This window comes from Xanthomonas sp. BRIP62409 (assembly GCF_003992965.1).
GTDB lineage: Bacteria > Pseudomonadota > Gammaproteobacteria > Xanthomonadales > Xanthomonadaceae > Xanthomonas > Xanthomonas euroxanthea.
Map to the genome: position 1 here is coordinate 42,665 of NZ_QEZJ01000035.1, position 25,919 is coordinate 68,583.

A 25,919-nucleotide genomic window follows, 5' to 3' on the forward strand; every position below is an offset into this window, starting at 1 on the left:
CCCACGACCCGGTTGCGTCAGTACGTGCTGCGCTGTGTTGATTTCACTGACGAGGATTGCATGAGCAAGCAGATTCTGATTCTTCCCGGCGATGGCATTGGCCCGGAGATCATGGCCGAAGCGGTCAAGGTGCTGACGCGCATCGATGCGCAGCATGGGCTGGGTGTCAGCCTGGTGTATGACGAACTGGGCGGTGCGGCCTACGACAAGTACGGCAGCCCGCTGGCCGACGAAACGCTGGAGCGCGCACGCGCCGCCGACGCGGTGCTGCTGGGCGCGGTGGGTGGCCCGCAATGGGACACCATCGATCCATCGCTGCGCCCGGAGCGCGGCCTGCTCAAGATCCGCTCGCAGCTCGGGTTGTTCGCCAACCTGCGTCCGGCGCTGCTGTATCCGCAGCTGGCCGATGCCTCCACGCTCAAGCCTGAGGTGGTGTCGGGGCTGGATCTATTGATCCTGCGCGAGCTCACCGGCGGCATCTATTTCGGTCAGCCGCGTGGCACGCGCACGCTGGAAAATGGCGAGCGTCAGGCCTACGACACGCTGCCCTACAGCGAAAGCGAGATCCGCCGCATCGCCAAGGCCGGCTTCGAGATGGCACGCCTACGCGGCAAGAAGCTGTGCTCGGTCGACAAGGCCAACGTCCTGGCATCGAGCCAGCTGTGGCGCGCGGTCGTCGAAGAGGTGGCCAAGGACTATCCGGACATTGCGCTGTCGCACATGTACGTGGACAACGCGGCGATGCAGTTGGTGCGTGCGCCCAAGCAGTTCGATGTGATCGTGACCGACAACATGTTCGGCGACATCCTGTCCGATCAGGCGTCGATGCTCACCGGCTCGATCGGCATGCTGCCTTCGGCCTCGCTGGATGCCAACAACAAGGGCATGTACGAGCCATGTCATGGCTCGGCGCCGGACATCGCAGGAAAGGGCATTGCCAATCCGTTGGCCACCATCCTGTCGGTGGCAATGATGTTGCGCTACACCTTCGCGCAATCGGCTCCGGCGGATGCCATCGAGCAGGCTGTCGGCAAGGTGCTCGACCAGGGCCTGCGCACCGCCGACATCTGGTCGGAAGGCACGACCAAGGTCGGCACCGTGGCAATGGGGGACGCAGTGGTGGCAGCGCTGTAACAGCGCCCGCATTCCTGAAGTGTTGTGGTGCGCAGGAGTGGCCGGCATGCGGGTGTTGGTCGGTAGCGCGATGCCGCATCCCTGTCCTCAGCTGGCGACAGCAACTGGTGGTGCTTGCGCGCGTGCCGGCGTGGGACCTTGAGCGGCATGGATGCCGCGCCAGCGCCTACATGGACGTACTTGCGGCGTGTCCCACGCAGGCACGCGTGCAAGCGCCCGCAGCAAACCGGAGCATTCGCATGGAACGCCAGATGTCGTACACAAGGCCGGTCGGTGTGCGGAGTTGGTCGGCGGCGCGGCGCCGCATCCGGTGTCGGGACACGCCGTAAATCCGTCCCTGGAGGCTCGGTGGCGGCATCCATGCCGCCACACGGTCCCGCCCCCGGACGCAACACCACGCTCCCAATATTGCCGCCGCTGATCGGCAAGCAATGCTTTTAAGTTCGCGTGGAACGCCAGATGTCGTGCGCAAGATTGATCGGTAAGCGGAGCTGGTCGGCAGCGCGGTGCCGCATCCGGTGTCGGGACACGCCGTGAATCCGTCCCTGGAGGCTCGGTGGCGGCATCCATGCCGCCACACGGTCCCGCCCCCGGAAGCGACACCACGCTTCCACCATTGCTATCGCTGATCGGCAAGCAATGCTTCAAGCACTTGTTGATGCCTGCAGACTTCCCAGCCGATGTAATCGGCAAGCCATCTATCTGCTCTCATGGCGCCAGGATGGATGCTCCGAAGGATCTCCAGCCCAGTCCGAAGGAACTCCAGCCCAGCATGCCCTCTGCATTTCGTTCCGCAACCGATAGCAATTGGTGGTGCTTGCGCGGGTGCCGGCGTGGGACCTTGAGCGGCAGGGATGCCGCGCCAGAGCCTACATGGACGTACTTGCGGCGTGTCCCACGCCGGTGCGCGTGCAAGCGCCCGCAGCAAACCGAAGCATTCGCACAGAACCCGCAGACACCGCCGCAAGGCAGGTGGCACGACGCCGCATCCCGTGTCGGTACGTACACAGGCGCCCGCAGAAAGTCGATGCGCTTGCAAGAAAGCTGGAACACCAAACACCAGCAGCAAGCACAAAAACGGCCAGCAGATCACTCTGCCGGCCGTCAGGTTTGCATTGTCCAGCGAATGAGCGGTGTTACGCCACCGCAGCCGTCTTGCCCGCGACCACGCCGCGCTCGCGCTGACGCAACAGGCGATTGGCCACGTCCAGCCAGGCCAGTGCGCTGGCTTCGATGATGTCCTTGCTGGTGCCGGTGCCTTCGTATTCCACGCCGTCGTGGCGCACGCTCAGGCTGGCTTCGCCACGTGCGTCCGCGCCGATGCCCACGCTGTGCACCTGGTAGCTGTCCAGCTCCAGCTTCACACCGGTGGCCGAGGCCAACGCGCCGAATAGCGCGTCCACCGGACCATTGCCCTGCGCGGTTTCGGCCACGCGGTTGCCTTCTGGATCGGACAATTCCACCAGCGCATTGGCACGGCTGCCGACATCGCTGATGGTCATCGACGCCAGGCGGTAGCCTTCCTGCACGGTGGCATCCTGCATCAATGCCTGCAGGTCCGCGTCGGTGACCACGCGCTGCTTTTCGCACAATGCCTTGAACTGCTCGAAGACCAGTTTGACCTCTTCTTCCTCCAGCAGATATCCCAGGGCACGCAGGCGCTGCTCCACTGCCGCGCGGCCGCTGTGGCGGCCCAGCACCATCTGCGAGGACTCCCAGCCCACGTCTTCCGGACGCATGATTTCGTAGGTGCCGCGATGGCGCAGCATGCCGTGCTGGTGGATGCCCGACTCGTGCGCGAACGCATTGCCGCCCACCACCGCCTTGTTGCGCTGCACCGGCATGCCGACCAGGCGCTGCAGCAACTGCGAGGTAGAGACGATGCGTGGGGTGTTGATGTCGGTGTCGATGTTGTAGAACGCACCGCGCACCTTCAGTGCCATGGTGATTTCTTCCAGTGCACAATTGCCGGCGCGCTCGCCGATGCCGTTGATGGTGCATTCGACCTGGCGTGCACCGCCTTCGATCGCCGCCAGCGAATTGGCCACCGCCAGACCCAGATCGTTGTGGCAGTGCGCACTGAAGATGACGCTGTCGGCACCTTCCACGCTGGCGATCAGGCGCGAGAACATGCCGCGGATTTCTTCCGGCGTGGTGAAGCCCACCGTGTCCGGCAGATTGATCGTGGTGGCACCGGCGGCGATCGCCACGCGCGCGACCTCGGCCAGGAAATCCTCCTCGGTGCGGGTGGCGTCCTCGGCGGAGAACTCGACATCGTCGATATAGCCGCGCGCCAGCGTCACATGCCTGTGCACCGATTCCAGCACCTGCTCGCGGCTCATGCGCAGCTTGTGCTCGCGATGCAGCGGGCTGGTGGACAGGAAGACATGCAGGCGCGGATTGGCGGCCGCTTCCAGTGCACGTGCGGAAGTTTCGATATCGGCCTGCAGGCAGCGCGACAGCACCGCCAGTGTGGGGCGACGCAACTCGCGGCCGATCATCGCCACCGCCTCGCGGTCGGAATGCGAACTGGCCGGAAAACCGGTTTCGATGATGTCCACGCCGAGCTCGTCCAGCGCGCGCGCCATCACCAGCTTTTGCTGGGGCGTCATGCTGCAACCGGGGGATTGCTCGCCGTCGCGCAGGGTGGTGTCGAAAATTCGGATACGCGGGGTCTGGTTGGATACGGTCGTGTTCACCAGGATGACTCCTCTACGGCGATGGCGGTGACAGGCGTTGAAGCGACTGCGGATGGGCGGGAAAGGACGGGTGTTTCGGGAAGTGACTTGGCGCTGCGTTCGTTGCGCAGCCGCTCGGTATTGCGACGACGCGGCTTGCGTGGCGGCCGCGGCCGCACCTCGGACAAGAGTGTGGCCAGAACAGTTGCGTCGATATTACCGCCAGAGACCACCGCGCACTTGCGTTTGCCTGAAACGCGACGACCGGCGGCCAGGGCCAGCGCGCCAGCGCCCTCGGCGATGACGTGTTCCTCCAGCGCCAGGCGCACCAGGGTTTCGCGCAATTCGGCCTCGCGCACGATCACCACATCGTCAAGCAGGCTCGAGCACAGGCGGCGGGTCAGAAAGCCGGGAATCTTGACCTTCACGCCATCGGCCAGTGTGGGGACCGGAGTGATTTCGCGGAAGTCGCCGCGCACGGCACGGGCCATCGAATCGACGCCCTCCACCTGCGCGCCGACGATGCGCACACCTTGCGATTTCAGTGCCAGCGCCACACCGGAGGCCAGCCCGCCGCCGCCAATCGGCACGATCACCACGTCAGGGGCATGCGCAGCCAGTTCGATGCCGACCGTGCCTTGCCCGGCGATCACGTCCGGGTCGTCGAAGGCGGACAGAAAGCGGTAGCCGTTCTGCTCGGCCAGCTCACGCGCGAACGCAAACGCTTCGTCGTAGCTGTTGCCATGCTGACGGACGGTGGCACCCCAGTGCGCGACGCCGGCGATCTTGGTCTGCGGCGCGCCGTAGGGCATCACCGTGATGGCCTGCACGCCCAACCGATATGCCGACCACGCCACGCCCTGCGCATGGTTGCCGGCCGAGGCGCAGATCACCGGGCGCTCGTCGCCGCGTTCCAGGCCCGCCAGCAACGCGTTCAATGCGCCGCGCACCTTGTACGAGCCGGTGCGCTGCAGGTTTTCCAGCTTCAACCACACACCGAAGCGCTCGGCGTAATGCAGCGGTGTGGGCGACAGGTACTTGCGCAGACGTGCCTGTGCGGCCAGCACGTCGGCCACGCTGACGGCCACGTCGCCTACGTCTGGCTCCTGCGGGGAGGGGCGGCCGGAATCAGGCATTGCGGCACGCGCACGGCCGATCCGGAAGAAGACACCTCCGGATGGCGATTTGCTGGTCGCGCGAGGTCTGGGCGTTCATGCCGCAACCTCGACCGAGTCCAGCGCGGTGATCACCACCGACTCGCAGTCGTACACTTTTTCCAGCTGCAGGCGCAGCGTCTCCGGCGGGCGCGTGCTGTCCACGTCCAGTTGCAGATGCCAGCGGCCGGCATCGTCCGGTGCGCAGGCGCCCTGGATGGCACAGGGGCGAAAGCCGCGTCGCTCGGTCATGCCGAGCACGCGCACCAGGGCGCCTTCGGCCGGCGTCAGCACCAGATCAAGCCGGTAACGCATGCGATGTCTCCTTGGCCGCGTGTGCGGGATTGCTGTCCAGCATGGTGCTGTTGGCGTTGTTGGGCGGCACCAGCGGCCACACGTTGGCGCGTGCGTCGATGGCCACGTGCAGCAGGCCGGGGCCGGGTTGTGCCAACAGCTCGGCCAGCGCCGCGTCCACGTCGCCGCGCGCGATGATGCGCTTGGCGGGGATGCCGAAGACCTGCGCCAACGCCGCAAAATCCGGGTTGTCGGACAGGTCGATTTCGCTGTAGCGCTCGGCAAAGAACAGCTCCTGCCACTGCCGCACCATGCCCAGCGAACTGTTGTCCAGCAGCACGATCTTCACCGGCAGCTTGCAGCGTGCAATCGTCACCAGTTCCTGCACGTTCATCATGAAGCTGCCGTCGCCGGACACCAGCACCACGGTGCGGTCGGGGCAGGCGAACTGCGCGCCCATCGCCGCCGGCAGGCCGAAGCCCATCGTGCCGAGCGCGCCGCTGGTGAGGTGGTTGCGCGGATCGTTGAAGCGGCAATGCTGGGCCACCCACATCTGGTGCTGGCCCACGTCGCAGGCGATGATGGTGTCGGCCGGGGCCACTTCGCTCAGGCGCTTGAGCAACGCCGGCGCGTAGATATCGGTGCCGGGCGCGTCGTAGCGTGCGCCGAATTTCTCGCGGTTGGCAAAGCAGCGCGTGCGCCACGCCTGGCAATTGCCGCGTGCCGCGCTCAGCGCTTTCAGGCTGGTCGCCACATCGCCGGGCACGGCGATGTCGGCCGTGCGCAGCTTGGAAATTTCATAGGCGTCGGCATCCAGGTGGATGACGCGTGCGAAGGGTGCGAATTCGCTCAGCTTGCCGGTGGCACGGTCGTCGAAGCGCGCGCCGACAACGACCAGCAGATCGCATTCCTGGATCGCCATGTTGGCCGCACGCGTGCCATGCATGCCCAGCATCCCCAGATAGTCCGGATGCGCATGCGGCAACGCGCCCAGGCCGCGCAAGGTCAGCGCGGTGGGGATGCCGGTGGCTTCGACAAAGCGCCGGAACGCCTCCACCGCGCCGGCCAGCGCGATCCCGCCACCGCCATAAACCACCGGGCGTTCGGCACTGGCGATGGCCGCCAGGGCCTGCGCCAGTTTTGCATCTTCCGGCGCCGGGGGCGGCAACACCGCCGCCGGCACGTGATCGGGCAGATGCGACGCGTCGGCAATCTGCACGTCCTTGGGCAGGTCGATCAGGACCGGCCCGGGACGCCCCTCGCGCGCGATGCGGAACGCTTCGCGCACCATGCCCGGAAGATCCTCCACGCGCCGCACCAGGAAGCTGTGCTTGACGATCGGCATGGTCATGCCGAACACATCCAGTTCCTGGAACGCATCGGTGCCCAGCAGCGGCGTGGCGACCTGGCCGGTCAGGCACACCATCGGGACCGAATCGAGCATCGCATCGGCGATGCCGGTGACCAGATTGGACGCGCCCGGGCCGGAGGTGGCCACGCACACGCCGACCCGGCCGCTGGCACGGGCGTAGCCATTGGCGGCCAGGGCGGCGCCCTGTTCGTGACGGACCAGGATGTGCTTGAGCCTGGAATCCACCAGGGCGTCGTAGAACGGCATGATGGTGCCGCCCGGATAACCGAACAGCGTTTCCACGCCTTCGGCTTCCAGGGCCTGCGTCAGCCAGCGCGCGCCGTTGCGGGGCGTGCTGTGTGCGGAGGTGTTCATGCGTTGCGGACCTTCGGTGTTAGCGGTGGGGGTGCGGCGGCATTACGCCGCTTGTTGATTCGCGGGTGCGGCGGCGGCTTGTTGCTGCCCGTTGAGCCACACCATCTTGGCGCGCAGCTTCTTGCCCACTTCCTCGATCGGGTGCTCCAGATCGGCCTGCTTGAACTTGGTGTAGTTCGGCAGGCCCGCTTCGTATTCGGCCACCCAGTTCTTGGTGAAGGTGCCGTTCTGGATGTCGGTCAGCACGTCCTTCATGCGCGCCTTGGTGCTGGCGTCGATCACGCGCGGGCCGCTGACATAGTCGCCGTATTGCGCGGTTTCGGACACGAATTCCAGCATGCGGGTGATGCCGCCTTCGTAAAACAGGTCCACGATCAACTTCAGTTCGTGCAGCACTTCGTAATACGCGATCTCCGGCTGGTAGCCTGCTTCCACCAACACCTCAAAACCGGCCTGCACCAGCGACGAGGCGCCGCCGCACAGCACCGCCTGCTCGCCGAACAGATCGGTCTCGGTCTCTTCCTTGAAGGTGGTCTTGATGATGTTGGCACGCGCCCCGCCTAGGCCGCCGGCATAGGTCAGCGCGAACTGCTCGGCCTTGCCGCTGGTGTCCTGGTAGACCGCGTAGATGCACGGCACGCCGCGACCGATTTCATACTCGCGACGTACCAGCGCACCCGGGCCCTTCGGCGCGACCAGCACCACGTCCAGGTCGGCGCGCGGGGTGATCATGTCGAAATGCACGTTCAGGCCATGCGCGAACAGCAGGCAGGCGCCCTGTTTCATGTTCGGGGCGATGACTTCTTCGTAGAGCTTCTTCTGCACCATGTCCGGGGTCAGGATCGCGACAAGGTCGGCACTCTTCACCGCCTCGGCCGGCGCCACCACGGTGAAGCCGTCGGCCTGGGCCTTGGATTCGGTCGGGCCACCGGCACGCAGGCCGACGGTGACGTCGAAGCCGGAATCGCGCAGGTTCAGCGCATGTGCGCGGCCCTGGCTGCCGTAGCCGATGATCGCGATTTTCGGTTGGGTGTCGTTGCTCATGGAGTAGTCCTTGCGGGTTTGGCAGTGGGAAAGAAATCAGCCGGCAGTGCAGACACTGGCCGGCCAGGCAAAGCGGGGATGGACGATGGCACTGCGCATGCACGCGCAAGCACCAGCGCGCCGGTGGGCACGCGTGATGGGCATTGCGGCGATGTCAGTGATGTCGTTCATGTCATTCGAAACTTTTGGTGGTCCCTGAAACGCGAAACCCCGCGCCGTTGCCGGTGCGGGGTCTGATCGAAGCCTTGTGTGTCTGTTGCCTACACGAAGTCCCGTCCCGCACCGGTTGGCGAGGTAATAAGTACGAGCACGAGAAGCGACGCTGCCGACGCGCCGATGGGCGCGGACACTGGGGCGTTCGAGGTGGTGTGGCGGTGCGGCATGAGACCGAGATAACCATCGCTGCTGGTGGGGTGTCAACCCTTGCGCGTGAAACGGCCGCGTCAATGGGCGCTGTGTCGCGCAAAACCGCGTGGCAGCAGCATGGTTGCTGTTGAAACCGGATCGGTACGGGCCAGCGGCAGGCGCTACGCGTCACTAAATGCGCGGCATTTGTGCTGACAGGCAGTGCGTGCCGAACGAAGTGGCCTGACCCGCTGGTATGGTTGACCACTCACATGTGGTGTTTCGGGGATCGTCTGTCATGCGTCGCGTACCTGTGTTGTTGGTGTCTGCCTTGGCGCTGCTTGCGCCACCTCTGAGTGCTGCCGACCGGATCACCGGGCAGCCGTTTGCCACCCGCTCGGAAGTCATCGCCCCGCACGCAATGGCGGCGACCTCGCAGCCGTTGGCCACCCAGATCGCGCTGGATGTGATGAAGAGCGGCGGCTCGGCGGTGGATGCGGCGATCGCCGCCAATGCCGCGCTGGGGCTGATGGAGCCAACCGGCAACGGCGTGGGCGGGGATCTGTTCGCCATCGTCTGGGACCCCAGGACCAGCAAGCTCTACGGCTACAACGGCTCGGGCCGCTCGCCGAAGTCGCTGACCCTGGCCGAGTTCCAGCGCCGTGGGTTGAAGGACATTCCGCCGACCGGCCCGTTGCCGGTGTCGGTGCCGGGCGCGGTGGATGGCTGGTTCGCGTTGCATGAGCGCTTCGGGCGCAAGCCGATGGCGCAGAACCTGGCCCCGGCCATCCGTTATGCCCGCGAAGGCCATCCGGTGGCCGAGACCATCGCCTATTACTGGGACCGCTCGGTGCCGCGCCTGTCGCAATACCCCGGCTTCAAGGAGCAGTTCACCATCGACGGCCATGCCCCGCGCAAGGGCGAGCTGTGGAAGAACCCCAACCTGGCCAACACCTTGCAGCAGATCGCCGACGGCGGCCGCGATGCGTTCTACAAGGGCGACATCGCCCGCACCATCGGCGCCTATTTCAAGGCCAATGGCGGCTACCTGAGCTACGAGGATCTGGCCAGCCACACCGGCGAGTGGGTGGAGCCGGTGTCCACCAACTACCGTGGCGTTGATGTCTGGGAGTTGCCGCCCAACAGCCAGGGCATTGCCGCGCTGCAGATGCTCAACATCCTGGAGGGCTACGACTTCTCCAAGATCCCGTACGGCTCGGCCGAGCACGTGCACCTGTTCACCGAAGCCAAGAAGCTTGCCTTCGCCGACCGCGCGCGTTTCTATGCCGACCCGGCGTTCCAGCCGGCACCGCTGGCCAGGCTGATCTCCAAGGATTACGCCGCGCAGCGTCGCGCGCTGATCTCCGTGGACAAGGCGCTCAAGGAGGTGCAGCCGGGCACGCCCAAGCAGCTGGAAGAGGGCGACACGATCTACATGACCGTGGCCGATGCCGACGGCATGATGGTGTCGTTGATCCAGTCCAATTACCGCGGCATGGGCAGCGGCATGGCCCCGCCGGGGCTGGGCTTCATCCTGCAGGACCGTGGCGAGATGTTCGTGCTGAAGAAGGATCACCCCAACGGCTACGCGCCGGGCAAGCGGCCGTTCCAGACCATCATTCCCGCCTTCGTCACCAAGGACGGCAAGCCGTGGCTGAGCTTCGGGGTGATGGGCGGGGCGATGCAGCCGCAGGGCCACGTGCAGATCGTGATGAACCTGGTGGACTTCCACATGAATCTGCAGGAAGCCGGTGACGCGCCGCGCATCCAGCACGAAGGCTCCACCGAGCCGACCGGCCAGGCCACCGCGATGAGCGATGGCGGCGAGGTCAATCTGGAAACCGGCTTCTCCTACGACACCATTCGCGCGCTGATGCGCAAGGGCCACCGGGTGATCTTTGCCGATGGCCCGTATGGCGGATATCAGGCGATCGCGCGTGATCCGGCCAGCGGGGTGTATTACGGCGCCTCGGAAAGCCGCAAGGACGGGCAAGCCGCCGGTTACTGAGCAGGCGCCTGCGGATGCATGGCGCCGCTCAATTGCAGCCGCGGCGCGCCGCTAATGATCGTGATGGATTAGGAACGCCCATGAGCTCGATGCAACAGCCCGGTCCGCCGTCGCAAACGCAGGCGGCGCTGCTCCCCGATGCACCGGTCGCGCTGCTGCGGCTATCGGCCGAGGCCTGCGTGGTGGCCTGCAACCGCGCAGGCCTGGACGTCCTGGGCAAGACCGCCAGCGAGCTGCAGGGCGCGCCGGTGTCGGTGGTGTGGGGATTGAGTGCAGCCGATCTGGCCGGCGAAGACGGCGTATGGGCCGCCCCCGGCGACGACCCGGCCCGGCGCGTGCGCTATGTGCGCGACCGCGAGCACGGGGGCTGGATGCTGTCGCTGCCGCATGTGGAAACCGCGATCCTGCTGCGCGAAGCCACCCGCCTGGCCGAAGACAGCCGGCCGGTGCCGATCTCGCCGCTGCTGCAGCCATTGGTGGCGCGCCTGCAGGCCGAACATGAAGACCGCACCGTACTCGAGCGCACCGCCCAGGCACTGGCCGGGTGCGAGCTGGAGCTGTTGCTGCCGCCCGGTCTGTCCGAGACCGACATGGGGCGCCGGCTGCAGGCCGGCTTCGGCAATCTGGCCGAAGCGATCCGCCAGGCAGTGGCGTTGTCGGTGCAGATCGCTGCCGAAGTGCCGCCGCTGGTGGCCGAAAACGACGAGATGGTACGTCAGTCGCAGGCGCAGACCGACGCGCTGGATGGCGCGCGCACGGCGGTGGAGCGCCTTGCTGCGAGCCTGCAGGACGTCAACGCCGATCTGGCGCAGGTGATTGCGCTGGCCGCCAGCGCCGACGAAAGCGCACGTCAGGGCGTCGCTGCCGCACATGCGCTGGGCCAGGCCATGCACGAGGTGGAACGTCGTGCGGCGCGTGCCGGAGAGGTCATCGAAGTCATCGACTCGGTGGCGTTCCAGACCAACATCCTGTCGATCAACGCCAGCATCGAAGCGGCGCATGCCGGCGATGCCGGGCGCGGCTTTGCGGTGGTCGCCACCGAGATCCGCCGTCTGGCCGAACGGGCCGCAGCGGCAGCGCGCGACGTGCGCGCGATCCTGGCCGAAACCAGCGCCGCGGTGGGCGAGGGCGCGGCCTCGGCGCGCGGCACCGAAGCGGTGCTCGATGGCATCACCCGCGTGCTCGGCCAGGCCAGCAGCGCGATGACCACGGTGGCCGGGCGGATCCAGGCGCAGGACGGCGAGATTCGCGGCATCGAACGTGCCGTCGATGGCGTGGTGGCGCTGGGGCGCAGCAACCTGCAGCATGCCGCGCATGTGGCCGAACGCAGCGAGGCGCTGGAGCGCGGCACCGAGACGCTGCGCGACTGCGTGGGCCTGTTCCGTCTGCCGGCCGATCCGCTGGCAGTTCCCCGCCACGCGCGCGTCAAGGAACTCGCCGTGGCCGCTGCCGCTCGCATCGGCACCGCCCTGGCGCAGGCCATCGCACGCGGCCAGATCGACGAAGCGGCGCTGTTCGCACGCACCTACACGCCGATTGCCGGCGTGGAGCCCGCCAAGTTCAGCACCGACTTCGATGCGCTTTGCGACGCGGTGTTGCCTGCCTTGCAGGAGCCGCTGCTGGATGCGCATCCCTGGATCGTGTTCGCGATCTGCGCCAATCCCGATGGTTATGTGCCCACGCACAACCTGCGCTTCACCCAGCCGCTGACCGGCGATCCCAAACGCGATCTGATCGGCAACCGCACCAAGCGCAAGTTCACCGACCGTGTCGGCCGCAGCGTGGGCGCGCACACCGACCCGTACCGCCTGCAGGTCTACCGCCGCGACACCGGCCAGATCATGTTCGACCTGTCGGTGCCGATCTACGTCGGCCGCAGGCACTGGGGCGGTTTGCGGGTGGGCTATACGCTGGACTAGCGCGCCGCGTCACTGCGGCGCGGCGGATACGGCACTGGACGTCGCCGTCGCAGTGTCGCCACCCAACTGCTCGGCAAGAAAACGTTCCAGGGTGCGATAGAACGTGATCTGGTTGGCCTCCTTGTAGAAACCGTGTCCCTCCTTGGGAACGGACATCCATTGCGGCGCGTTGCCGCTGCGCGTCAATGCCGCGCGCAGGCTCTTGGCCTGTGCGAAGGGAGCTCGCTCGTCCTCTTCGCCGTGCACGAGCAGCACCGGTACCTTGATGCGATCAGCCAGCATCACCGGGGAGTGCGCCGCCAGTTCAGCCGTATCACGGCCAATGGCGCGCTCCAGATAATTCAGCCCGTAGTCGCTGCGATTGATGTCGCCCTTGCTGTACATCATCTGCAGGTCGTAGATGCCGGCCACGCCCACCGCGCAGCGGAACAACTCCGGCGCCTTGACCTGCACCATCATGGCGGCATACGCGCCGAAGCTGGCGCCATAGCTGCAGATGCGCGTCTGATCCGCGAGTCCCTGGCCCACTGCCCAGCGAACGCCGTCGACCAGATCGTCCTGGATACGCTCGCCCCATTGGCGATACCCGGCGCGCTCGAACCGGTTGCCACGCCCCAGGCCGCCGCGGTAATTGACCTGCAGCACCAGATAGCCGCGGCTGGCCAGGAACTGGGCGTCGGTATCGAAGGCCCAGCCATCGCCATCTGCATGCGGGCCACCGTGCGGCAGCAGGATCATCGGCAGCCGTTCACCGCGTGCGGCGGTGCCGGGGACGGTGAGCACGCCGTCCAGGATCAACCCGTCGCTGGCCTGAAACGTCACCATGCGCCGCTCGTTCATCTGCGCCGCCGGCAATGCACTGCGTGCCTTGATGACAAGTTTCAGCGTGTTGCTCGGCCGGTCGAAGATGTACCAGGCACCTGCATCGCGGTCGCTATAGGCCCGTAGCAGCAGGCTGCTGCCGTCCTCGGTGAAATTGACGAAGTCCACGTACTGGCCGGCCAGGGTCTGGCTCAGGCTCCGGTGCAGTTGCGCTTCGGCAGTGTCCTGCTCGAAATAGCGCAGCGTCGGTCGCCCTGGTCCAAGTCGTGCAGCAAATGGCGTCTGCGGCGCCGGACCCCACTGCAGATCGTCCACGCTGTAGAACGGGTCCGACGCGAGCACGCTGCGCTGCTGGCCGTCGGGATCGCTGGCCACCAGGACTGCAGGGCCACCGGCCTCGCTATACCAGCCGTAGACGCGGCCAGGCTGCCGTGCAAATGCGATCGGTCGCCAGTTGGCCTGGACCTGGGACATCGGCGACCAGCCATTGCCCGATCGGCGGAACAGCAACGGGTTATCGTTGTCGTCGGTGCCGTACGCGTATTGCGCCACGCCATCGTGGTCGAGCACGAAGCGCAGATCGGGGACGTCGACGTCTGCCATCAGGCGATGGGTAGTGGTGCTGGCGTCGACGTCGTAGAGCATCGAGTGGCGCGAGTCCAGCGACAGGCGTCGCATGTAGAAGTGCCCGTTGCGGCGACTCGGCAGGCCCTCGATATAGCCGAACCCGCGCTCCAGCCCCGCGTTGCGGGTGCTTTGCAGGTAGCCGTACACATAGCGCTGATTGCTGCCATCCAGATCGGTGGCGATGATCTCGCCCATCGGCATGGGCTCTTCCAGCGAGCCGAGTTTGCGCCCCTTGCCGATCACCAGCCGGCGGTCGCTGACCCAGGCAATGCGCACCGGCAATTCATAGCGCGGCAGGCGCAGCATCGTGGTGGACTGCATGCCGGCAATGCGGTAGACCACCAGCGCGTAGTTGCCATCGCCCAGATCCGCGCTGACCGCCAGATGCTTCCCATCGGGCGACATCGCCGGCGAGGAGATCGGGCCGGATTCGACGAAGGCCTCTACAGGCGGCGGGGACGCGGCCTGCGCAGTCCCTGAAAAAAAACCCATCAGCAGCATCGCTGCCCAGCCAAACCGGTGCATCCCTTGCATCTGCGTCGTCCATTCCCCTGTTTCACAGAAAGATAACGAACCGGCGATAGCTGTGGCAAGTGGATCAAAAAAAAGCCGCCGAAGATCGACGGCAGGGAGAGAGAGCAGGTTTCTTGTTGTGGTGACTGCAGGCTAGCGGTGTGATGTGCCGTGGAAATGTCCGTGCATGGCACCACCGCGCTGCTGCGTGCCAGGCGGCCGGTGACGTGGCAGTCCTGGCACGTGGACAACGACTTCCCAAAAGTGGTCGTTGTGACAACCGGCGTTTCCAGGCAGCGGACCGGCGGCTCATGGGTGCGATCAGAAGCGCTGGGCGTCTACGTGTGGCTGCTGCGTCCCGGGATGGCCCAGGCCGAATCGAACGCGTTGGCAGACGCGCTGTTCGCGAATGCGCGTTGTGTTGCAGTGCGAGGCGTGCAGTGCGAGGGCGCTCTTGTAGCGCCGCAGCGACGCTGCGCGTGTGCTGCCGACCTGCGCTGCCATACACGGACAACGGTCGCTGCCGAAGGTGACAACACTGCGTTGGTCATCGCCAGGCGAGCGCGGCCGCTGCACGCAACGGCCTGCACCAGGCGTGCATCTCTTCGCCGAGCGCGGTGCCGACAGCTGGCGACATTTTTTAGCCGCGCAGGGTGCGATGTGGTTTAATCGCCGCCGAAGTGGGGGTACCGCAGTGCGCTGCGGTTGAGATAGTCCCTTCGAACCTGATCCGGCTGATACCGGCGTAGGGAAGCTTCGTTAGATGCGATGGTCCGTGCCGTGCACGGGCGCATCGCCATTGAGCGCCGCCGCTTCGTCCTCCTGCGACTTCTTCGCAGAGCCAGCGCCGTGGGTGCTGGTTTTCCAGCACACAGGACGAACGCCATGAATGCCGCGCCTACCGTTTTGCAGCAACAAGCCCAGTCGCTGTCCGAGGCTGTGACCCAGCCGATTCCAGGGTCCCGCAAGATCTTCGTGCAGGGCTCGCGCGCCGATCTGCAGGTGCCGATGCGCGAGATCGCATTGACCCGCACCCCCACCTTGTTCGGCGGTGAGGACAATGCGCCGCTCAGTGTCTATGACACCTCCGGGCCATATACCGACCCGCACGCGGCGATCGATCTTGCCGCCGGTCTGGCGCCGCTGCGCGCGCGCTGGATTGCCGAGCGCGACGACACCGTGGCGCTGGACGGCCTGAGTTCCAGCTTCGGCCGCGGCCGCGAGCACGATGCGCGCCTGGATGCCGTGCGTTTTCCTGCGCGGCGCCTGCCGCGCGTGGCACGCGACGGTGCCAATGTCACCCAGATGCATTACGCGCGGCGCGGCATCATCACCCCAGAAATGGAGTTCGTGGCGATCCGCGAAAACCAGCGCCTGGAAGCGGTGACCGACGCGATCCTGTGCAAGCAGCATCCGGGCGAGGCCTTCGGCGCTGCGATCCAGCACCGCATCACGCCGGAATTCGTCCGCGAGGAAATCGCCCGCGGCCGCGCGATCCTGCCCAACAACATCAATCACCCGGAAAGCGAGCCGATGATCATCGGTCGCAATTTCCTGACCAAGATCAACGCCAACATTGGCAACAGCGCGGTGTCGTCCGGTATTGCAGAAGAGGTCGAAAAGCTGGTGTGGTCGATCCGCTGGGGCGGCGACACGGTGATGGACCTGTCCACCGGCAAGCACATCCACGAGACCCGCGAATGGATCATCCGCAACTCGCCGGTGCCGATCGGCACGGTGCCGATCTATCAGGCGCTGGAAAAGGTCGACGGGCGCGCAGAAGAGCTGACCTGGGAGATCTTCCGCGACACCTTGATCGAGCAGGCCGAGCAGGGCGTGGACTACTTCACCATTCATGCCGGTGTGCTGCTGCGCTATGTGCCGCTGACTGCCAAACGGGTTACCGGCATCGTCTCGCGCGGCGGGTCGATCCTGGCCAAGTGGTGCCTGGCCCACCACAAGGAAAACTTTCTCTACACGCATTTCGAAGACATCTGCCAGATCATGAAGGCCTACGACGTGGCGTTTTCGCTGGGCGATGGCTTACGCCCGGGCTGCATTGCCGATGCCAACGACGCAGCACAGTTCGGCGAGCTGGAAACGCTGGGCGAGCTGACCAGGATCGCCTGGAAGCACGATGTGCAGACCATGATCGAAGGCCCGGGGCATGTGCCGATGCAGTTGATCAAGGAAAACATGGACAAGCAGCTGCGCGAATGCGGCGAGGCGCCGTTCTACACGCTGGGGCCGCTGACCACCGATATCGCGCCCGGCTACGACCACATCACCAGCGCGATCGGCGCGGCGATGATCGGCTGGTTCGGCACCGCGATGCTTTGCTATGTCACGCCCAAGGAGCATCTGGGCCTGCCCAACCGGCAGGACGTACGTGACGGCATCATGGCCTACAAGATCGCCGCGCATGCCGCGGACCTGGCCAAGGGCCATCCCGGTGCGCAGGTGCGCGACAACGCCTTGAGCAAGGCGCGTTTCGAATTCCGTTGGGATGACCAGTTCCATCTCGGGCTGGATCCGGAAAAGGCCAAGGAGTTCCACGACGAAACCCTGCCCAAGGACGCGCACAAGCTGGCGCACTTCTGCTCGATGTGCGGGCCGCATTTCTGCTCGATGAAGATCACCCAGGACGTGCGCGATTACGCAGCCGAGCACGGTATGGGCGAAGCGCATGCCTTGTCGGCGGGAATGGAAGAGAAGTCGGCGCAGTTCCTGGCGCAGGGTGCGCAGGTGTATCGCGCCACCTGACACGCGCCAGCAATGTTGCGTTGCAGCGGGCCGATAGGTCGCTTAAGAAAAATTCAGCTTCGGCTTAGGCAGATCGCAGCGTGGTGCGCAAGTGCCGCGCTGCGACTGCATTGCAAGCGGTTACAGCTGGCAAGCATTTCAGCGCATTTTTCTGAATCGCAGATAAAAAAATCGCGCCAGAGGCGCGAAGGGGACATCGTAATTATTTGAATTCGTCGGCGAGAGAGAGAGAGCCTGACGTCGCCACCTGTCGTAGGGAAGCAACGGGGCATAGAGTAAAATTTGCACCAAATGGATGCATGACACAGTTGGTTGTGGTCCTTTGCTGAATTTGGCGCTTCGCGCGAAGTGCGTGATGCGTTCTTTGTAGTCCTTGCATGCCGGTGCGTGTTCTTGCCGATGAGTGTTCCTCCCGCTAATGCGATGCCATCGGGCCGGTTGCGTGTCGGCCAGTGCGTGGTCGATGTTGCCTCGCGCGAAGTGCATGCGCCCGGCGCCAGGCGCGCCGCGCGTCTGGCGCCGAAATCCCTGGCTGTGTTGCTGACGCTGGCGCGGCAGCCGGGCCAGGTGGTGACCCGCGAGCAGTTGTTGGCCGAGGTCTGGCCCGACACCTTGCCGACCAACGACGTGGTGACCCAGGCGGTCACGCAATTGCGCAAGGCGTTGGCCAGCAATGGCAGCCAGCGCTTCGAGCATATCGAGACCATCGCCAAGACCGGCTATCGCCTGCTGGCGCCGGTGGCGTGGGAGCAACGCTCGGACAGCTCCGCCGATACCGTCGCGGGCCCATCGGTGGCAACGGTATCGAGCACGGCACTTGAGGATCGCGATCCCACGGCCGACGTCGCGGCCGCTGCTGCCCTGGAGCGTGACGCGGCAAACCGGCAGCCGCTGCCGTTGGTCCGGTCCGCACCGGCGGCCGCGCAGCGGCGCCGCTGGATGGCACTGGCAGTGGCCGGCGTGACCTTGCTAGTGGTGCTGGGGCTGGCGGCACGGACGCTGTGGATGCGTGCGCCAGCCAGCGATACCGCGGCGGCCTCGGCAGTGCTGGGCAGCCCCAAGCGCCCGTATCAGATCATCACTGCAGGCGGCGGTTTCGATCTCACGCCCAGCCTGTCGCCGGACGGGGCGATGGTGGCCTATGCCTCGCTGACCAGCGATCGCGCAGGCACCTCGATCCTGGTCAAGACCACCAACAACGCCTATCCGCGCGTGCTCGATACGCCGGCGGCCGGCATCTCCGATCGGCTGCCGGCCTGGTCGCCGGACGGGCGCGAGATCGCCTTCTCGCGGCAGGCGCCCGATGGCGGCTGCCGCGTCATGATTGCCGCCGCCAGCGGCCCGGCTGCCGCGCGCGAGGTGGCGCGCTGCGACGGCGCGGACATGCTGAGTTTCAGCTGGTCGCCAGACGGCCGTGCGTTGCTGTTCGGCAGCATGACCGGCGCGCACGGGGCGCCGCACATGCGGCGGCTGGATCTGGAAACCGGTCAATGGCAGCCGCTGAGCTACAGCGCGCAGCCGAGCGACTTCGACTACACGCCGCGCTATTCGCCGGACGGCCACTGGATCGTGTTTCTGCGCAATCCGCAGCTTGGCGACCTGTGGCGCATTCCGGCAAGCGGCGGAACCGCCGAACGGCTGACCCATGACAACGCGGATGTCCGCGGCTGGAGCTGGTTGCCCGACGGCAGCGGCCTGATCTTCGGGCGTCGTGTGGACAGCGAGGCGCGGCTCTACCGGCTCGATCTGGTCGACCGCAGCCTGCATGACCTTGGTGTGGACGATGCGCAGGCGCCGGATGTGGCGCAGGGCCATCTGGTGTTCGTGCAGCGTAAGCCGCAATTTGGCGTGTATCAGGTGATTCACGACCCCATGAATGGCGGCTACATCCGCCGCCGGCTGTTTCCCTCCAGCGGGCGCGACGACCAGCCGATGATCGCGCCGGACGGGCACCAGCTGATCTTTGCCTCCAACCGCTCCGGTGCGTACGGCCTGTGGTGGGGCGATGTCGGCAAACCTGGCTCGGTGCGCCTGATCGAAGGCCTGCGGCCGGATGCGCGCCAGGCCGCCGACTGGTCGGCCGATTCGCAACGCGTGCTGGTCAGCGGCAGCGATGCGCAAGGGCATGCGGCCTTGTTCGAAGTGACCCCAGGCACGGGCAGGGTGCTGCGGCTGCCGGTGCCGCAGGCGCGACCGTTGCAGGCGATCCATCTTCCCGATCCCGACCGGTTGCTGGTCGTTGCCGCAGCGGATGACGGGCGCACCTTCGCCACGCTCTACGACAGACGCAGCTCTCCCTGGCGCGCGCTGGCGTCGCTGCAGGACGTTTCGCAGCTGCGGCTGGATCGCGTCAGTGGCCAGGTACTGCTGACGCGCCTGACCGGCGGCGGGTTATGGCAGGTCGCCCCGTCGCTGGCCGCCGACACCTTGCAGCAAGTCGATCCGCAGCAGCCATCGCGCTGGCGTTACCGCAGCTGGGCGCCCGGTGCGCGAGGCCAGTTGCATTACCTGTCGTCCACCGACACCTGTGCCACCCACGACAGCGACCTGCGCGCCGGCGCCGGGCGGTGCCTGGATGCGGCCAAGTACACCACCATCAACGGCTTCAGCGTGGATCAGCGCAGCGGCGCGCTGTATGTGGCATTGGCGGAAGAAGACGGCAGCGCGATCGCCTTCATGCCGTTGCCGGAACGCCTGGTGACGCCCCTGGGTGTGGTATCCAACCTGTTGATCGTGTTGAGAAAAATCGCCTCGTAAGTTCTTCGGAAAGACTTCGTCGCAATTTCGGCAGACCTTCGTCGGAACTTCCTGACTCACGCCAGATTCGGCAAAACACTACGCCCTCTTTTGTACAGGGGGCTGCCACCATGCAACAGGTCATCACCGCAGATCGCGGGCTCGCACTCTCACTGGACGGCACCAGCGAGCCGACGTCGACGACCTGTCTGGCCGTCTCGCGCCTGGGCAGTATCCGCACTGCCGCCGCCACCTTCACACTGTGGGTGCAGTTGCGCGGCCGCGCCTGGGTGGAGTCCAAGGAAGGGCGTTTCCGTCTGCGCGCCGGCGACTGGATCGCCTTCGACAAGGAATCGCATCCCACCGTACAGGCCGACCGCAGCGCGCTCTGTGTCGGCGTCAGCCTCGATGGCGACAGCCTGCAATCCCTGGCCGAACTGACAGACGCCACGTTGTATCCGGGGCGCAGCCAGCTGTCACGCGGCGATCTGCGGATTGCACTGCGCTTGTGGCGCAACGCGGCCGCACAAAGCGGCAGTGCGTCGGCACGCCCCTTGTTGCTGCATCTGGCCGCGATGCAGCGCGACTTCATCGCGCAGGAGCAGCGCTGCCCGGGCCGTTCGCGCAGCCGTCGCCGTCAGGTGTTCGGTCGCATGCAACGCGCCCGTCTGTATCTGGAAGGCAACAGTGACCGCGTGGTGCGCATCGCCGAGCTGGCGCAGCTGACCAACTTCTCCAGCTGGTATGTGTCCAAGACGTTCCAGAGCCTGTACGAGGAAAGCCCGCAGGCCCTGTCGGCACGTCTGCGCCTGGAGCGCGCCTCCGATCTGCTGCGCGATACCTCGATGATGATCGGTGAGGTTGCGGCCGCAAGCGGCTTCGACAATTGCTGCAGCTTTGCGCGTGCGTTTCGTGCGCGTTTCGGGGTCTCCGCATCGCATTACCGGGACCAAACGACAAATCCGCCAGATTCGGCAAAGCCACGGAACGTGACGCGCAAAGCGACGATGTTCACGCAATCGTAATTTGCACAGGGGCGCTTAACGCGCCACTAACGAACCCTGGAGAGATTGATGAACCTTCGCACCTCCGCAGTGCGGCTGGGCCTGTTGCCCGCCGGTATTGCGATCGCGTTGACGCCGGCTTTTGCCGCCAATGCACAAGAGCAGTCCGCCCCGTCGACCACGACGCTGGACCGCATCGAAATCACCGGCTCGCGCATCCGCTCGGTCGACGTCGAAACCGCACAGCCGGTGTTCACCGTCTCCCAGCAGGACATCCAGAAGTCGGGCCTGGTCAGCGTTGGTGACATCCTGCAGAACCTGTCGATTGCCGGTACGCAGTCCTACAGCAAGGCTGCAGTGCTGACGTCCGATTCGGAGCAGGGCGGCCAGTACGTCAATCTGTACAACCTGAATGAAAACCGCACCCTGGTATTGGTGAACGGCAAGCGTTGGACCAGCAGCCTGAACGGCCTGACCGACATGTCCACCATTCCCAGCTCGCTGATCGAGCGCATCGAAGTCCTCAAGGATGGCGCCTCGGCGATCTACGGTTCCGACGCCGTGGCCGGTGTGGTCAACATCATCCTGCGCCAGAACTACGACGGTGCCGAAGCGTCGGCCTACTTCGGCCAGAACGGCCGTGGCGACGGTTCCAAGGAGCAGTACTCCTTCACCGCCGGCACCACCACCGACCGCTCCTCGCTGGTGTTCGGTGCCAACTACACCAACGAAGATCCGGTGTGGGCCAAGGATCGCGCGCTGACCCGTTACTCGGCCGGCCCGAACCATATCGAAGACAGCCTGAGCGCGACCGGTCCGTGGGGCCGCTTCACCGCCAATGGCGACACCTACATCCTCAACCACACCGGTTCGTTCGACGGCCGTGGCGTGGGCGCCGATTCGCGCAACATCGCCAACTACCACAACGACATCACCACCGACGACTACTACAACTCCGTCGACCAGATGATGTTGCAGCAGTCCAGCCGCAACAAATCGATCTTCACCACCGGCAGCTACAACATCACCGACAGCATCACCTTCAAGTCGACGGCGATGTACTCCGAGCGCGACTCGAACCGTCAGATTGCCGGCTACCCGCTGCAGGCTTCTTCGCAGCCGCAGTTCCCGGTGGCGATCAGCGGTGCCAGCTACTACAACCCGATCGGCCAGGACATCAACAGCTGGTTCCGTCGCACGGTTGAACTGCCGCGCACCACCGAAAGCAACGTCAAGACCCTGCACTTCGATGCGGCGCTGGAAGGCGTGTTCGACGTTGGCAGCCACGGCTGGAACTGGGACGTGGGCTTCAACTACAACAAGTACGATGTGACGCAGGTTTCGCGCGGCAACATCAACCTGCTGGCGCTGCAGAAGGCACTGGGCCCGTCGTTCCTCAATGCGCAGGGTCAGGTGCAGTGCGGTACCGCAGCGGCCCCGATCGCGCTGGGTACCAGCAATGCGCTGGGCCAGTGCACCCCGTTCAACATCCTGGGCGGCCCGTCGGCCTCCACGCCCAACGCGCTGCAGTACATCAATGCGCTGGGTCAGTCCACGCAGCAGAGCCTGAGCAAGCAGTGGACCGCCAACGTCACCGGCGGCCTGTTCGACCTGCCGGCTGGTGAACTGGGCTTCGCCGCAGGCGTCGAACACCGCGAAATCAGCGGTTACGACTATCCGGATCAGCTGTCCAGCGCCGGTTACACCACCGACCTGGCTGCACAGGCAACCGAAGGTCGCTACCAGACCAACGAAGCCTACCTGGAGCTGTTGATCCCGGTGTTGAAGGATCTGCCGGGCGCCAAGGAACTGTCGTTCGACGTGGCCGCGCGTTACAGCAACTACAGCCGCTTCGGCGACACCACCAACAGCAAGTTCAGCTTCACCTGGAAGCCGATCGACGACCTGCTGGTGCGTGGTACCTACGGCACCGGTTTCCGTGCGCCGACGCTGTCGGACACCTTCGGCGGCGGTTCGCAGACGTTCGATACCTTCACCGATCCGTGCGATGCGACCTTCGGCTCGCTGGGCAATGCAGGCGTGGCAGCACGCTGCGCCGGGGAAGGCCTGCCGGCAGGTTTCCGTCAGACCGATACCGCGGGCAACCCGGTGACGCGTCGCGACGTGCAGGGCAACGCGCCGTTCAACTCGGGCGTGGGTAACGACGAGCTCGAGCCGGAATACAGCATCACCCGCACCGTGGGCATGGTGTACAGCCCGCATTGGGTGCAGGGCCTGGACTTCTCGCTGGACTGGTACCGCATTTCGATCTCCAACATCATTACGTCGCTGACGGCCAATGATGTGTTGAACAACTGCTACCTCAACAGCCTGGCCAGCTACTGCGCCGACTACGGCCGCGATGCGGTCACCGGCCAGGTCACCACGCTGAGCCGCGGTAACGTCAACCTGGGTCGTCTGGAAACCGAGGGCTACAACTTCGGCGTGCGTTACCGCATGCCCGAAACCGCCTACGGCAAGTTCGCCGTCAACCTGGACACCAACTACCTGGCGACCTACAAGTCGCAGGCCGAAGCAGGCGCCGAATGGGCCAACTCGGCTGGCTACTGGAACTTCCCGCGCGTGCGTGCCACCTTGGGTCTGGACTGGTCGCTGGGTGCATTGTCGGCCAACTGGAACCTGCGCTACTACGGCGGTTTCCGTGATTACTGCTGGGATGCAGCCGCAGGTATCGAGTGCAACAACCCGAACTACCAGACGCCGAATCCGGGCTGGGCTGGTGGCACCGGTTCCAACAAGAAGGGCTCGATCTCCTACCAGGACGTCTCGGTTACCTGGCAGGCTCCGTGGGATGGCAGCGTGACCGTTGGTGCCCGCAACATCTGGAACAAGCAGCCACCGATCACCTACTCGATCACCAACAGCAGCACCGCTGCGATCGATCCGATGCTCGACTACGACCGCTTCCTGTTTGTGCAGTACAACCAGCGCTTCTGATCATCGAAGTGTCGTAAAGAAAAAACGGGCCGAAAGGCCCGTTTTTTTTGTTTCCGGAGATCGAGTAAGGAACAAGGCCTGGCAAACATTATTGCTGCCATGTGCGTTGTGTCCCTGCTTGCCTGATCAGCTGCTGCGCGCGCTGGGATGACAAGCGTGCTTGATGGTTTGCTGCACGTCGCCGCGCGCGTCATGTTGCGATATCTGTGCAGATCGCAAGCGCCGCGATGCGTGCGCAGACAAATCGCATTGCGCCATGTCAGCGTGGGCGTTTCGCAAACAGCCAAAGAAAAAAGGCGCGACCACGTCGCGCCTTTCCTGTTGCATCAACCTGGTGCTGCTCTCAGGCCTCGGCAAGCCCCAGCAAGGTATCGGCCTGTTCGCGCCAGGCCGGCAGGCGGGTGAGCACGCCGACCTTGGACAGGTATTCTTCGTCCACGGTTTCGCCGCTGGCCAATGCGGTCGCCACATGCACCGCGCCGGTCACCCAGAAACTGCGCAGGCTGGAGCGCTGCGGGTGGCGATGGAAGGCCACCGCTTCGATGATCGGCATCGGCAGGCCCCACAGGCCGAGCAGGTACGCGCCGGCCTCGGTGTGGCCCAGGCGATCGTCACCGCCTTCCAGCGCCGGTTCGCGCTCGTCGCGCACACCGGGCAGCAGCAGGCCGATGTCGGCCAGCAGCGCGGCGGTGGAGCCGAGTTCTGCGCTGGTCGGCGGCAACACCTTGGCCGCCAGGCGCGAAGAGAGCAGGGCGCGGCGCTGCATCGCATTGCGTTCGGCCGGGGTCAGGGTCTGTACCGAGAACACTTCGCTGGCCAGGACCAGGTCGCGCAGCGTGGCTACGCCCAGGCGGGTCACTGCCGTGCGCAGATCGGTGATGCTGCGGCCGCCGGAGAAGAACGCCGAATTGCACAGCTGCAGTACCTTGGCCGCAATCGCCGGATCGCCAGCGATCAGCTTGGCGATATCGGCCGCATCGGTGCCTTCGTCCTCTTCCAGGGCATGCATCAGGCTCAGATACAGGTGCGGTGGCGACGGCAGTTTTTCGATCCGGCCGATCGCAGCGCGCAAACGCGGATTGCTGAGCAGATCGCGCAGTTCTTCCAGGCTGGTGATGGCTTCGAGCAGGACTTCCGGGGCCAGCGGCATCGGCAGGAAGCGGTGCGCCACGCCAATGATGCGCGCCGGCGGCGTGCGTTGGCCATCCCGGGCATCGATCAAGGCGATGCGGATGGTGTCCGGGCGCAGTGTACGGATCTGCCCCAGCAGCGTGGCGGAAGTAAGATCGGGCAAGACGGGGGCGACGATGACCGCATCGAACGGCGACAACGCAGCCGCTTCAATGGCCGAATTACCATCGGCCACCTGCTGCACCTGCCATTGATCACCCAGATCAGCGACGTAGTCGCTCAGTTCGGACGGAAGACTGGCTTCGTCCCCAACAAACAGAATACGCAAGACACTTCCCCAAGAGTCACCGGTGGCAGACACCGGCCAAACGCTGTCGGCAATGTACCCAATCTGCCGCTGGCGGTCACCGGGATCACGCCAAAAGCGTGATCCCGATCGCCCCGCGGTTGCGGGGCTGCATCACGGTCGTTGAATCAGGGTGCGTCGGAATTATAGCGTTCCACCGACTCCACCAGGATGCGCTTGGCCTCGGCCGCGCCGCCCCAACCATCCAGCTTGACCCACTTGCCCTTCTCCAAGTCCTTGTAATGCTCGAAGAAATGACCGATGCGCTCCATCCAGTGGCTGGACACCTGGTCGATATCCTCGATATGCGCGTAGCCGGAGAAGATCTTCTCGATCGGCACCGCCAGGATCTTCTCGTCGCTACCGGCCTCATCGCTCATGCGCAGCACGCCGACCGGACGGCAACGCACCACCGAGCCGGGCACCAACGGCAGCGGCAGCACCACCAGCACGTCGGCCGGGTCGCCGTCGCCACACAGGGTGTTGGGCACATAGCCGTAGTTGCAGGGGTAACGCATCGGAGTGGACAGGATGCGGTCGACGAAGATCGCGCCGCTGGCCTTGTCCACTTCGTACTTGACCGGCTCCGAATCCTTTGGAATTTCGATGACGACGTTGATTTCTTCCGGCAGATTCTTGCCGGAGGTGACCAGTTCAAGACCCATGCGCGTAACTCCCGAGACGTCATCTAGTGTGTGGAGCGCGATTCTACGCGTT

At 65.3% G+C, this 25,919-nt stretch carries 14 protein-coding genes, 1 pseudogene and 1 riboswitch; of the genes and pseudogenes, 7 read left to right on the plus strand and 8 right to left on the minus strand.

The features are described from left to right. Positions 1-60 precede the first annotated feature (60 nt). Positions 61-1,134 (plus strand): 3-isopropylmalate dehydrogenase, encoded by a 1,074-nt coding sequence (gene leuB, locus EO170_RS20435; protein WP_126947771.1) that lies wholly within the window; start codon positions 61-63, stop codon positions 1,132-1,134. Between the two features lie 1,136 nt (positions 1,135-2,270). Here leuB and EO170_RS20440 read toward each other — a convergent pair. From EO170_RS20440 to ilvC, 5 genes and pseudogenes are all read right to left on the minus strand, one after another. Beyond that, the gene (locus tag EO170_RS20440; protein WP_104584028.1) at positions 2,271-3,833 is read right to left on the minus strand and encodes a 2-isopropylmalate synthase; all 1,563 of its coding nucleotides are present in this window, start codon (positions 3,831-3,833) and stop codon (positions 2,271-2,273) included. Beyond that, on the minus strand, positions 3,830-4,948 hold the full coding sequence (locus EO170_RS20445) for a threonine dehydratase (RefSeq protein WP_104584029.1): 1,119 nt from the start codon (positions 4,946-4,948) through the stop codon (positions 3,830-3,832). The genes EO170_RS20440 and EO170_RS20445 overlap by 4 nt, the downstream gene beginning before the upstream one ends. 75 nt (positions 4,949-5,023) lie before the next feature. After that, positions 5,024-5,281 carry an ACT domain-containing protein gene (locus EO170_RS20450; protein WP_104584030.1) on the minus strand — a complete coding sequence of 86 codons (258 nt, stop codon included), beginning with the start codon at positions 5,279-5,281 and terminating at the stop codon, positions 5,024-5,026. After that, positions 5,265-6,986 carry an acetolactate synthase 2 catalytic subunit gene (gene ilvG / locus EO170_RS20455; RefSeq protein WP_126947773.1) on the minus strand — a complete coding sequence of 574 codons (1,722 nt, stop codon included), beginning with the start codon at positions 6,984-6,986 and terminating at the stop codon, positions 5,265-5,267. The genes EO170_RS20450 and ilvG overlap by 17 nt, the downstream gene beginning before the upstream one ends. Before the next feature lie 42 nt (positions 6,987-7,028). Next, a pseudogene (ilvC, locus tag EO170_RS20460) lies at positions 7,029-8,033 on the minus strand (ketol-acid reductoisomerase); the annotation flags it as partial. 640 nt (positions 8,034-8,673) lie between these two features. Between ilvC and ggt the strand changes: the two are divergent. Further along, the gene (gene ggt, locus EO170_RS20465; RefSeq protein WP_126947775.1) at positions 8,674-10,383 is read left to right on the plus strand and encodes a gamma-glutamyltransferase; all 1,710 of its coding nucleotides are present in this window, start codon (positions 8,674-8,676) and stop codon (positions 10,381-10,383) included. Positions 10,384-10,463: 80 nt separating this feature from the next. Continuing rightward, complete coding sequence (locus EO170_RS20470) at positions 10,464-12,302, plus strand: methyl-accepting chemotaxis protein (protein ID WP_164739256.1); 1,839 nt, start codon at positions 10,464-10,466, stop codon at positions 12,300-12,302. A gap of 9 nt (positions 12,303-12,311) precedes the next feature. Here the strand turns inward: EO170_RS20470 and EO170_RS20475 are convergent, their stop codons facing one another. Continuing rightward, the gene (locus EO170_RS20475) at positions 12,312-14,285 is read right to left on the minus strand and encodes a prolyl oligopeptidase family serine peptidase (RefSeq protein WP_126947777.1); all 1,974 of its coding nucleotides are present in this window, start codon (positions 14,283-14,285) and stop codon (positions 12,312-12,314) included. Between the two features lie 651 nt (positions 14,286-14,936). Then, positions 14,937-15,034, plus strand: a riboswitch (TPP riboswitch). 115 nt (positions 15,035-15,149) lie between these two features. Here EO170_RS20475 and thiC point away from each other — a divergent pair. The 4 genes from thiC to EO170_RS20495 all read left to right on the plus strand — a co-directional run bounded on the left by thiC (position 15,150) and on the right by EO170_RS20495 (position 23,725). After that, positions 15,150-17,027, plus strand: coding sequence for a phosphomethylpyrimidine synthase ThiC (gene thiC / locus EO170_RS20480; RefSeq protein ID WP_102585234.1), 1,878 nt, complete (start codon positions 15,150-15,152; stop codon positions 17,025-17,027). A gap of 423 nt (positions 17,028-17,450) precedes the next feature. After that, positions 17,451-19,784: a winged helix-turn-helix domain-containing protein gene (locus EO170_RS20485; RefSeq protein ID WP_126947809.1), complete on the plus strand. Its 2,334-nt coding sequence runs from the start codon at positions 17,451-17,453 to the stop codon at positions 19,782-19,784. 110 nt (positions 19,785-19,894) lie between these two features. Further along, the gene (locus EO170_RS20490; RefSeq protein WP_104584037.1) at positions 19,895-20,788 is read left to right on the plus strand and encodes a helix-turn-helix domain-containing protein; all 894 of its coding nucleotides are present in this window, start codon (positions 19,895-19,897) and stop codon (positions 20,786-20,788) included. Positions 20,789-20,836: 48 nt separating this feature from the next. Beyond that, positions 20,837-23,725 (plus strand): TonB-dependent receptor, encoded by a 2,889-nt coding sequence (locus EO170_RS20495; RefSeq protein WP_164741120.1) that lies wholly within the window; start codon positions 20,837-20,839, stop codon positions 23,723-23,725. Between the two features lie 343 nt (positions 23,726-24,068). On the opposite strand, the gene EO170_RS20500 is transcribed toward EO170_RS20495, so the two are convergent. Together EO170_RS20500 and ppa are read right to left on the minus strand one after the other, a co-directional pair. Then, on the minus strand, positions 24,069-25,217 hold the full coding sequence (locus EO170_RS20500; protein ID WP_164739760.1) for an HDOD domain-containing protein: 1,149 nt from the start codon (positions 25,215-25,217) through the stop codon (positions 24,069-24,071). Between the two features lie 113 nt (positions 25,218-25,330). After that, positions 25,331-25,867 (minus strand): inorganic diphosphatase, encoded by a 537-nt coding sequence (gene ppa / locus EO170_RS20505; protein WP_002804918.1) that lies wholly within the window; start codon positions 25,865-25,867, stop codon positions 25,331-25,333. Between the last annotated feature and the right edge of the window lie 52 nt (positions 25,868-25,919).

Bases quoted from the DNA above. Each gene is read 5' to 3' on its own strand.
- EO170_RS20490 (WP_104584037.1), top strand. From the start codon at position 19,895: ATGCAACAGGTCATCACCGCAGATCGCGGGCTCGCACTCTCACTGGAC.
- EO170_RS20495 (WP_164741120.1), top strand. From the start codon at position 20,837: ATGAACCTTCGCACCTCCGCAGTGCGGCTGGGCCTGTTGCCCGCCGGT.
- thiC (WP_102585234.1), top strand. From the start codon at position 15,150: ATGAATGCCGCGCCTACCGTTTTGCAGCAACAAGCCCAGTCGCTGTCC.
- EO170_RS20470 (WP_164739256.1), top strand. From the start codon at position 10,464: ATGAGCTCGATGCAACAGCCCGGTCCGCCGTCGCAAACGCAGGCGGCG.
- EO170_RS20475 (WP_126947777.1), bottom strand. From the start codon at position 14,285: ATGCAAGGGATGCACCGGTTTGGCTGGGCAGCGATGCTGCTGATGGGT.
- EO170_RS20450 (WP_104584030.1), bottom strand. From the start codon at position 5,281: ATGCGTTACCGGCTTGATCTGGTGCTGACGCCGGCCGAAGGCGCCCTG.
- leuB (WP_126947771.1), top strand. From the start codon at position 61: ATGAGCAAGCAGATTCTGATTCTTCCCGGCGATGGCATTGGCCCGGAG.
- ggt (WP_126947775.1), top strand. From the start codon at position 8,674: ATGCGTCGCGTACCTGTGTTGTTGGTGTCTGCCTTGGCGCTGCTTGCG.
- ppa (WP_002804918.1), bottom strand. From the start codon at position 25,867: ATGGGTCTTGAACTGGTCACCTCCGGCAAGAATCTGCCGGAAGAAATC.
- EO170_RS20485 (WP_126947809.1), top strand. From the start codon at position 17,451: ATGCCATCGGGCCGGTTGCGTGTCGGCCAGTGCGTGGTCGATGTTGCC.
- ilvG (WP_126947773.1), bottom strand. From the start codon at position 6,986: ATGAACACCTCCGCACACAGCACGCCCCGCAACGGCGCGCGCTGGCTG.
- EO170_RS20445 (WP_104584029.1), bottom strand. From the start codon at position 4,948: ATGCCTGATTCCGGCCGCCCCTCCCCGCAGGAGCCAGACGTAGGCGAC.